Genomic DNA, 9,169 nt, shown 5'->3' with positions numbered 1-9,169 from the left:
ATATCGGCCGCCAGCAGAATGCCGATCCGCGCTGGATCCTGCCGCTGCTGTGTCGTCGCGGTCACGTTACCCGCAATGCGGTGGGCCAGATCCGCATCATGGCGAACCAGACCTACTTCCAGATTCCGCGCGCCCAGGCGGATCAGTTCGTGCGCGCTGTCGAACGCACCGCGAACGAGGACAGCGGCGATGTGGAAAACACCATCCGCATCGAACAGGCGCAAGACACCCCGCGCGAAGTCGGTCGCGAACGTCGCCGCGAAGGTCCGCAGGGCCGTGGCCGCAAGCCGCACGGCGGTCGTGAGGACGGACCTCGCGGCAGCTACCAGCCGCGTCCGACCGGTGGCGCCCGTCCGGAACGCAGCGGCGGCGGCAAGCCGTTCCACAAGAAGCCGAAGAAGGGCAACTGGTAAGCCCTTCCGGACGAACGAACAGAAAAAGGCGGGGCTCGATCCCCGCCTTTTCTTTTTGTGGCCATATGTTTCGTGCGGGAAGGGCTGCACCAGCCCGACGCCTCAAACGTCGAGGCCAAGCACCTCGATCGCTTCTTCCTGTCCGTTGAAGTCGACGAGATCGCCTACTTCCGCGCCGAGCAGCGCACGCGCGAGCGGCGCGGTGAAGGCCAGCGCACCCCGTGCCGGATCGGCTTCGTCATGGCCGACGATGTGGACTTCGCGCTCCTTGCTGTTCAGGCTGAAGCGTACTCGATGCCCGAACATTGCCCGGTCGCCCGAGGGTGCGGGTTGAACTTCCGCCGTAGCCAGACGCCTGCGCCAATAGCGCAAGTCGCGCTTGGCGGCGTTCAGCTCGGTTTCCTCGGCCAGAACCGGAATTTTCGTCTCGAGTGCGGCTATCCGCTCGTCGATCAGTGCGCGACCCGCAGCCGTGACAAGGTTCGGGCCGGGCGGTATCGGCACTTCGAACTTGGGTTCGAGATGCTCCTCGTCGCCGTCCCGCCGAAAGGCGACGCTCATGCGCCGCCGCCCATGTATTCCTCCATGGCCGCGCTGGCTTCGAACCAGCCGAGTTCGGCCGTTTCCAGTTCCTCGGCGGCGAGGGTGCGGCGCTTGCCGATTTCGCCCAGCCCCAGCTTCGCAAGGTCGCCCTTGGCCGAGGACGGGTCCGCCAGCACGGCGTCGAGCATTTCGAGATTTTGCTGGATACGCTTCATGCGCGTCTCGGTTTCGGAAACCTTCTTGCGCAGGGCCTTGAGTTCCTCGCGGGCGACGGCGCCGTTCTTGCGGGCGGGCTTGTTCTCGGCCTGCTTGTCGGCGGCCTTGGGCTGGTTCCGGCCCAATACGAAGTCGATGTAGTCCTCCATCGATCCGTCGTAGTTCTCGGCCGTTCCCTGATCGACGAGCACCAGGCGGTCGGCCGCCAGTTCGACCATGTGGCGATCGTGGCTCACCAGGATCACGGCGCCGGCGAAATCGTTGAGTGCCTGCACGAGTGCTTCACGCGCATCGACGTCGAGGTGGTTGGTCGGTTCGTCGAGGATGAGCATGTGCGGCGCATCGCGCGTGACCAGCGCCAGCGCCAGGCGCGCGCGCTCTCCGCCCGAAAGCGTGCCGATCCCGGCCGTCGCGCGGGGGCCGGAGAAGCCGAAGCGGCCCAGCTGTCCGCGCACCGCGACAGGCGGCTTGTCCACCATCGCACGGGTCATCAGTTCGAGCGGGGTCGAATCGGAGGGCAGTTCCTCCACCTGGTACTGCGTGAAGTACCCGATGCGGATCTTGGGCGAGAAGGTCAGCGAACCTTCCATCGGCTCCAACTGGCGGGCGAGCAGGCGCGCCAGGGTCGTCTTGCCGTTGCCGTTGCGGCCGAGCAGGGCGATGCGGTCCTCGGGATCGATGCGCAAGTTCAGGCGGCGCAGGATCGGCTTGTCCGCTTCGTAGCCCACGGAAGCGAGGTCGAGCGTCACCAGCGGCGGGCGCAATTCGTCGGGGCTGGGGAAATCGAAGCTCAGCGAGGAGTCCTCGGCCATGGCGGCGATCGGCTGCATCCTTGCCAGCATCTTGGCGCGCGACTGTGCCTGCTTCGCGGTGGAGGCGCGGGCGGAATTGCGGGCGACATAGTCTGCCAGCTTCTTGCGCTGGGCATCCTGATTCGCCCGCGCGGCGGCGGCCTGCGCGGCGCGTTCGGCACGGATGCGCTCGAAACTGTCGTAAGTGCCGGGATAGAGCGTCAGCTTGCCCTGCTGGAGATGCAGGATGTGATCGACCACGTTGTTGAGCAAGTCGCGCTCGTGGCTGATGACGACCAGCGTCTTGGGGTAGGTCTGGAGGAAGTTCTCCAGCCAAAGCGTGGCTTCGAGATCGAGGTGGTTCGAAGGCTCGTCGAGCAGCAGTACGTCGGGCTGCGAGAACAGCAGGCCGGCGAGCGCCACGCGCATCTTCCAGCCGCCGGAAAAGCTGTCGAGCGGGCGGTTCTGCATGTCCTCGTCGAAGCCGAGGCCAACGAGAATGCGGGCGGCACGCGCTTCGCCGGTGTAGGCGTCGATCGCAATCAGCCGGTCGTGAAGGTCGCCCAGGCGGTTCGGGTCGACGCAGGTTTCGGCTTCCGCGAGGAGGGACATGCGCTCGGCATCGGCATCGAGGACTGCCTGAAGTGCGGTCACGTCGCCTGCGGGAGCTTCCTGCGCGATATAGCCCAGGCGTGCGCGGCGCGGCATGTCCACCGAGCCTTCGTCGGGTTCGAGTTCCCCGATGATCGCTTTCACCAAAGTGGACTTGCCTGCGCCGTTGCGGCCGATCAGGCCCACCTTGCCGTCCTTGGGAATGGTGACAGCGGCCTGGTCGAGGATTGTGCGCCCGCCAAGGCGGACGGTAATGTCGCGGATAGTCAGCATGGGGGAGCGCCTAGAGGATTTTGCGCGCAGTTGGAAACATCTTCCGAACTTGTTCGCTATAAGGCGCTATGTTCACCGGTGAACGTGCCGAAGACCCGTCCCAAGACCTGTGCCGAAGTTATCAACACCTCTATGCCCCGCCTTGCGATGACAGGTTCTGTTACGGCCTGTTCGCGAACTGGGCGAATCGGTTATCAATTTAGCTTGCAACGCAGAATCACTTATGATTCTATCGCTTTTCATGAGGGCCAACTCTTCCGTCATGCGTCAGGACGCCAGCCTTGCCAAGGAACGCCTGGTTCAGGGCATCGCGCTTGCGCTGCTCCTGCTGATGGGCACGTTCGTGATCGCCGGCCCAAGCGGACTGATCGCCTGGACCGAGAATCAGCACATGCTGGAAGAGCGCCGCGAAAAGCTGGCTGAACTTCGGATTACCCGCGATCACCTGAAGAACCGGGTAGGTCTGCTCGATCAGAACCACGTCGATCCCGATCTGGCTGGCGAATTGCTGCGCAGCAATCTGAACGTGGCGCGCCCCGACGAAATGGTGATGCTCCTCGACAAGTAGGAGCTGGCCGCAGGTGAAAACACCTGCCGCATCAGGTCAAATCGAGGTCAAATGTGGCCACTCTGTTGCGGGCGGCCATAATTTTTGTGCCACCTGGGGCAAATTTCCTTCATCGCGCTTTTGATTTCCGCTGGGCGTCCTATAAGCGGCCCGAAATCAATCGCACCAACGATGGGGAGTCCCGTTGCCCAAAGCCAAGACTGACGCCGGGTCCGGCGTCGAGCAAGCCGTAACACCGGCACTGGACGAAGACTTCGCGCTGCACAGCCTCCAGGAGGCACTCGCGGCCGATCGGCGCTACACGCCGAACAAGGAAGAGCTTCTCAACCTTTACGAGCAGATGGTTCTCATCCGCCGTTTCGAAGAACGCGCAGGCCAGCTTTACGGCCTGGGCCTGATCGGCGGCTTCTGTCACCTTTACATCGGCCAGGAAGCCGTTGCCGTGGGCCTTCAGTCCGCGCTCGATTCCAACCGCGATTCGGTGATCACCGGCTATCGCGACCACGGCCACATGCTTGCCTACGGTATCGACCCGAAGGTGATCATGGCCGAACTGACCGGCCGCGAAGCCGGTATTTCGCGCGGCAAGGGCGGTTCCATGCACATGTTCAGCGTGGAGCATAAGTTCTACGGCGGACACGGCATCGTCGGCGCGCAAGTGTCGCTCGGCGCGGGTCTGGCCTTTGCGCACAAGTACCGTGAAGACGGCGGCGTCGCGATGGCCTACTTCGGCGACGGCGCGGCCAACCAGGGCCAGGTCTACGAGAGCTTCAACATGGCGGCTCTCTGGAAGCTGCCGATCATCTTCGTGATCGAGAACAACGGCTATGCCATGGGCACCGCCGTGAAGCGCGGTTCGGCCGAAACGCACTTCTATCGCCGCGGCACCGCGTTCCGCATCCCAGGGATGCAGGTGGACGGCATGGACGTGCTGGAAGTCCGCAAGGCTGCCGAAGTGGCGCTGGAATATGTCCGTGCGGGCAACGGTCCGGTTCTCATGGAACTGAACACCTACCGTTATCGCGGCCACTCGATGTCCGACCCCGCGAAGTACCGCAGCCGCGAGGAAGTGCAGGACGTTCGCGAGAAGCGCGATCCGATCGAGCACGTGAAGCAGGATCTGGCCGCGCTTGGCGTGGACGAGGCCGCGCTGAAGGAAATCGACAAGCGCGTGCGCGCGCAAGTCGCGGAATCAGCCGACTTCGCGGAAAACTCGCCCGAGCCGGAACCCTCTGAACTCTATACTGACGTCCTGGTGGAGCGCTACTGATGGCGATCGAACTTAAGATGCCGGCGCTCTCTCCGACGATGGAAGAGGGCAAGCTTGCCCGCTGGCTGGTCAAGGAAGGCGACGAAGTCGCTTCCGGCGATATCCTCGCCGAAATCGAGACCGACAAGGCGACGATGGAATTTGAAGCCGTCGACGAGGGCACCGTCGGCAAGATCCTTGTGGCCGAAGGCACCGAGGGCGTGAAGGTCGGCACGGTCATCGCCGTGATCGCCGGTGAAGGCGAAGACGCTTCGGCAATCTCGGCTGAGGCCCCCAAGTCGGAGGCTGCCGAAGCCCAGTCCAATGCGCCGCAGAACAAGCCTGCCGACAGCGGGACTGCGCAGCTGGTGGTGGATGTCCAGACGAAGAAGGACCCCGAAGTCCCCCACGGCACCAACATGAAGACCTCGACCGTCCGCGAAGCGCTTCGCGACGCGATGGCCGAGGAAATGCGCCGTGACGATCGCGTCTTCGTGATGGGCGAGGAAGTGGCCGAGTACCAGGGCGCCTACAAGGTCACCCAGGGCCTGCTCGAGGAGTTCGGTCCGCAGCGCGTGATCGATACCCCGATCACCGAATACGGCTTTGCGGGTATCGGCACCGGCGCCGCCATGGGCGGCCTGCGTCCGGTCATCGAGTTCATGACGTTCAACTTCGCCATGCAGGCGATCGACCACATCATCAACTCGGCCGCCAAGACCAACTACATGTCTGGTGGCCAGATGCGCTGCCCGATCGTGTTCCGTGGTCCGAACGGTGCGGCCGCTCGCGTCGGCGCTCAGCACTCGCAGAACTATGGTCCGTGGTACGCCAACGTGCCGGGTCTGGTCGTGATCGCGCCGTTCGATGCCTCGGATGCCAAGGGCCTGCTCAAGGCCGCCATCCGCAGCGACGACCCGGTCGTGTTCCTCGAGAACGAACTGGTCTACGGTCGTTCGTTCGAACTGCCCGAACTCGACGATCACGTCCTGCCGATCGGCAAGGCGCGCATCATGCGGGAAGGCAAGGACGTGACGATCGTGTCCTATTCGATCGGCGTCGGCCTTGCGCTCGAGGCCGCGGAGCAACTGGCCGGTGAAGGCATCGACGCCGAAGTCATCGACCTTCGCACCCTGCGCCCGCTGGACAAGGCAACCGTCCTGGCCAGCCTCGCCAAGACCAACCGCATGGTCGTGGCCGAAGAAGGCTTCCCGGTCTGCTCGATCGCTTCCGAGATCATCGCGATCTGCATGGAAGAAGGCTTCGACGACCTCGACGCCCCGGTCGTGCGCGTCTGCAACGAAGACGTGCCGCTGCCTTACGCCGCCAACCTCGAAAAGCTGGCGCTGATCGATACGCCGCGCATCGTCGAGGCGGTCCGCAAGGTCTGCTACCGCTGATTCTTGCATCGATCGGGCGAGAGCCTCGATAAACGGGACGGCGGCGAAGCAGGGGCTTCGCCGCCGTCTTGCGTTACGGGGTTGCACGATCGGGCCTGGGAACTAGAGAGGCCGGGTGTCAGAGCCATCCGTCCCCGCAAGCCGTCCCGAAGACCTGCTCCTGCCCGCCTTGCCGCAGACCATGCGGCTTGCGCTGGCTTATGCGCCCGCGCCCGCACGGTTGCCTACGCTCTCTCTGCTGGCTCTGGACCAGCGTCTCGCGGGGCTGCTTCGCCACTCGCGCGAGCCGATGATGGCGCAGATCCGTCTGGCCTGGTGGCGCGAGACGCTCGATCGCGACGCCGCAAAATGGCCGGAAGGAGAGCCTCTGCTGGCGGCGCTGCGGAGCTGGAACGGGGCGCATCGCGCGCTCGTGCCGCTGGTGAATGGCTGGGAAGCGCTGACGGGAGAAGCGCCGCTTGCTCCGGAAGCCCTGGAGGAAATGGTGAACGGTCGCGCTGCGGCCTTCGCGGGGTTGGCTGCTGCATTGGGCCGTGACGGCGAGGCGGAAGCCGCGCGTGGCCTGGGACGCCGCTGGGCATTGGCAGATCTTGCCACCAAGCTGAACCATCCGGGTGAGAGCGTGGTCGTGCGCCGTCTGGCCCAGGCCGAACAGGGGCGTTCACCGCGCGTTTCGCGGGCGCTACGGCCGCTTGCGGTCCTCGAAGCGCTGGCACGGGACGCGCTGGCCGAAAACGGGCCCGGAAACGGACGGGGCTCGGCCCGGAAGGTGTTTATGGCGATGCGGATCGGCCTGCTCGGTCGCTGATTTTGCCTGGATAACAGACATGTAATTTCCTGGAGAGCCCGAGCGAGGAGATAAGCCGCGCGCGATTTCAGGGAGTTTCGCGATGCAGCGCTTCATTCTGGGCGGGGTGACGGCTTTCGTGATGCTGTCTATCGGACTGTTCTGGTGGCAGGGACGCGCCGAAGTGGAGCGGGCGGCGCCGCCGCCGCAGGCTGCCATCGAGGCGCCGGATCCGCAGGAAGTGCCAAGCGCCGATCTCTCGGACATTGCCGGACCGGATCTGCCCGAAGCAACCGAGCAGACACGCGAGCAGCGGCGTTTCGGCCGCTACGACCGCGATCGCGACGGTCGGATCACCCGCAATGAGATGCTGTCCACGCGGGTCGACGGTTTCCGCAAGCTCGACCGGGACGGCAACAACCTGCTCACTTTCGAGGAATGGGCGGTCGCCACCGTCACGAAGTTCGACGGGGCCGATGCCAACCAGGATCAATGGCTTTCAACGGCTGAATTCCGCAAGACGGCACCGCCTCCGGTCAGGGCCAAGCCCAGGCCGAAGTGCGTTTGCAAATCCTAGCGTGAGATAGCCTCCAAGGGGTCGTCCCGGACTTGATCCGGGGACCGGTGTGGGTCTTTAGACGCGACCTCGCGGCAGGACGTTACACGCCTGCCGGAAGACTCGCGCCTCAAGTTTTGCCAGCGGTCCCGGATCAAGTCCGGGACGACGCCGCAAACTACATCTTAGTCGGCGAGCGTCAGGCCTTCCAGCCAGGGCGCGATCTCAAGCTTGGCGCGCTCCGTGTAGGCTTCCTTGCGCTGCTTTTTCTTCACGTCGTGAAGCGGCGGGAACAGGCCGAAGTTGACGTTCATCGGCTGATAGCTTTCGGCCTCCGCATCTCCCGTTATGTGGGACAGAAGCGCGCCCAGGGCGGTGGTGCGGGGCGGGGCCTGCCAATCGCGGCCCGCCAGCTCGGTTGCCGTCATCAGGCCCGCCATCATGCCGACCGCGGCGCTTTCGACATAGCCCTCGCAGCCGGTGATCTGTCCGGCGAAGCGGACATGCGGCGCGGTCTTCAGGCGAAGCTGGCGGTCCAGCAGGACCGGCGAGTTGATGAAAGTATTGCGGTGGAGCCCGCCGAGTCGGGCGAACTCTGCGTTTTCCAGACCGGGGATGGTGCGGAACAGACGGACTTGTTCGGCGTGCTTCAGCTTGGTCTGGAAGCCCACCATGTTCCAGATCGTACCGAGCTTGTTGTCCTGCCGCAGCTGGACGACCGCGTAGGCCCAGCGGCCCTTGGGATGCTCCTCGGTCGCCCAATGCGGATTGTCGAGGCCCACCGGCTTCATCGGCCCGAACCGCAGCGTCTCGACGCCGCGTTCGGCCATGACCTCGATCGGCATGCAGCCGTCGAAATAGGGGGTGTCCGCCTCCCACTCCTTGAACGCGGTTTTCTCACCATCGAGCAGGGCCTGATGGAAGGCCAGGTACTGCTCCTTGTCCATCGGGCAGTTGATGTAGTCCTTGGTCTCTCCTTTGTCCCACCGCGAGGCCATCCAGCACACGTCCATGTCGATGCTGTCGCGATAGACGATGGGGGCGATGGCATCGAAGAAGGCCAGGCTATCCGCGCCTGTTGCCCGTCCAATGCTGCCGGCGAGGGAATCCGCCGTCAGCGGCCCGGTCGCGACGATGGTGGTGCCGTTATCGGGAACGGCATCGATCCGCTCTCGCACGATCTCCACGTTGGGCAGTGCCGAAAGGCGCGCTTCGACTTCGGCCGAAAACACGTCGCGGTCCACGGCAAGCGCGGATCCTGCGGGCACTTGCGCCTTGGCCGCCGCCGACATGATCAGCGAATCGCAGCGGCGCATTTCCTCGTGCAGCAGGCCGACCGCGTTCTTCTCATGGTCGTCGGAGCGGAAGGAGTTTGAGCATACCAGTTCCGCCAGCCCGTCGCCCTGGTGGGCTGGGCTGCGCTCTCCGGTTCCGCGCATTTCCGAAAGGCGCACGCGGAACCCGCGCCGCCCGAGTTGCCAGGCCGCTTCGCTGCCGGCGAGGCCACCGCCGATGATATGGACGTCATGTGTCATGGCGGCAGCGCCTAGACCTTTGCGCGCCGTCAGGGAAGGGCGCGCGGAATTTCAGGAGGGCAGGATCAGCTTTCCGTCGAGGTCCCGTTCGACCGGGCCATGCGCGATAACTGCCGAAAGCGGCAGGTCGGCATAGATATGCGGGAACAGTGCGCCACCGCGCGAGACTTCCCACTTCACCGCATCGCCAAGTGCGGTCAGGTCCACGGCAGCAATGCCGAGGCCG

The 9,169-nt window shown here is 64.6% G+C and carries 10 protein-coding genes; 6 read left to right on the top strand and 4 right to left on the bottom strand.

Annotated features, from left to right (window positions below; genetic code table 11):
- A partial coding sequence (locus tag RT424_RS15845) for a DbpA RNA binding domain-containing protein (protein ID WP_313440250.1) occupies nucleotides 1-413 on the top strand: 413 nt, incomplete at its 5' end.
- 102 nt (nucleotides 414-515) lie between these two features.
- Here RT424_RS15845 and RT424_RS15840 read toward each other — a convergent pair.
- Nucleotides 516-974, bottom strand: coding sequence for a GreA/GreB family elongation factor (locus tag RT424_RS15840; protein WP_313440248.1), 459 nt, complete (start codon nucleotides 972-974; stop codon nucleotides 516-518).
- A complete protein-coding gene (locus RT424_RS15835; RefSeq protein ID WP_313440246.1) occupies nucleotides 971-2,848 on the bottom strand; it encodes an ABC-F family ATP-binding cassette domain-containing protein in 1,878 nt (625 codons plus the stop codon). Before RT424_RS15835 ends, RT424_RS15840 begins: the two co-directional genes overlap by 4 nt.
- Before the next feature lie 241 nt (nucleotides 2,849-3,089).
- Between RT424_RS15835 and RT424_RS15830 the strand changes: the two genes are divergently transcribed.
- The 5 genes from RT424_RS15830 to RT424_RS15810 all read left to right on the top strand — a co-directional run bounded on the left by RT424_RS15830 (nucleotide 3,090) and on the right by RT424_RS15810 (nucleotide 7,429).
- A complete protein-coding gene (locus tag RT424_RS15830) occupies nucleotides 3,090-3,416 on the top strand; it encodes a septum formation initiator (protein WP_313440244.1) in 327 nt (108 codons plus the stop codon).
- A gap of 184 nt (nucleotides 3,417-3,600) precedes the next feature.
- Nucleotides 3,601-4,686: a pyruvate dehydrogenase (acetyl-transferring) E1 component subunit alpha gene (gene pdhA / locus RT424_RS15825; protein ID WP_313440242.1), complete on the top strand. Its 1,086-nt coding sequence runs from the start codon at nucleotides 3,601-3,603 to the stop codon at nucleotides 4,684-4,686.
- Nucleotides 4,686-6,065 (top strand): pyruvate dehydrogenase complex E1 component subunit beta, encoded by a 1,380-nt coding sequence (locus RT424_RS15820; RefSeq protein ID WP_313440240.1) that lies wholly within the window; start codon nucleotides 4,686-4,688, stop codon nucleotides 6,063-6,065. Before pdhA ends, RT424_RS15820 begins: the two co-directional genes overlap by 1 nt.
- A gap of 115 nt (nucleotides 6,066-6,180) precedes the next feature.
- The gene (locus tag RT424_RS15815) at nucleotides 6,181-6,873 is read left to right on the top strand and encodes a hypothetical protein (protein ID WP_313440238.1); all 693 of its coding nucleotides are present in this window, start codon (nucleotides 6,181-6,183) and stop codon (nucleotides 6,871-6,873) included.
- Nucleotides 6,874-6,955: 82 nt separating this feature from the next.
- Nucleotides 6,956-7,429, top strand: coding sequence for a hypothetical protein (locus RT424_RS15810; protein WP_313440236.1), 474 nt, complete (start codon nucleotides 6,956-6,958; stop codon nucleotides 7,427-7,429).
- Between the two features lie 164 nt (nucleotides 7,430-7,593).
- On the opposite strand, the gene trmFO is transcribed toward RT424_RS15810, so the two are convergent.
- Entirely contained in the window at nucleotides 7,594-8,943 is a 1,350-nt protein-coding gene (trmFO, locus tag RT424_RS15805; protein WP_313440234.1) for a methylenetetrahydrofolate--tRNA-(uracil(54)-C(5))-methyltransferase (FADH(2)-oxidizing) TrmFO, read from the bottom strand.
- A gap of 51 nt (nucleotides 8,944-8,994) precedes the next feature.
- On the bottom strand, nucleotides 8,995-9,169 hold a 175-nt coding region (locus RT424_RS15800), incomplete at its 5' end, for a DUF952 domain-containing protein (RefSeq protein WP_313440258.1).

This window comes from Novosphingobium sp., assembly GCF_032093395.1.
Classification (GTDB): Bacteria; Pseudomonadota; Alphaproteobacteria; order Sphingomonadales; family Sphingomonadaceae; genus Novosphingobium.
This window is presented reverse-complemented; position numbering and strand designations above follow the sequence as displayed.